Below are 407 nucleotides of genomic sequence, written 5' to 3' on the forward strand. Positions count from 1 at the left end.
ACAATGGGCGCACCGATCGAACTGGTGAAGCGGACGTGACTGCTCCTGACCGTGATCCCTGCTGCGGGATGCCGACGCTCATAGGTCGGAATAGGCGGCGCTTGAACGGGATCGTTAGCATCGCCAGGCCGCGCAACGGGGGCCCGAACGTTTGCCAAAGCAGAAGAGGTGACCGGACTCGGCTATCACGCTTGCGATAAGCAAGCAAAGTTGCTGGAGGAATCCCATGACCAGGTTGTTTGCAGCCGCATTGCTGGCTTTGACGGCAACCGCCTGCCAAACTCAGCAACAGACCGCGGCGCTCGAGTGTGGTGCCAACGAGGCCTTTTTGGTCTGCAAGCTGGCGGGCGGATCAGACGAAGATTGCGCTCACGGTCACGGTGCAGCAGCGATAGGGGCCGCCACTC

1 protein-coding gene is annotated in these 407 nt (G+C 61.2%); it reads left to right on the forward strand.

The features are described from left to right. Positions 1-226: 226 nt before the first annotated feature. On the forward strand, positions 227-407 hold a 181-nt coding region (locus tag GR197_RS32185; RefSeq protein WP_204330533.1), incomplete at its 3' end, for a hypothetical protein.

This window comes from Rhizobium phaseoli (assembly GCF_010668805.1).
Taxonomy (GTDB): Bacteria; Pseudomonadota; Alphaproteobacteria; order Rhizobiales; family Rhizobiaceae; genus Rhizobium; species Rhizobium phaseoli_A.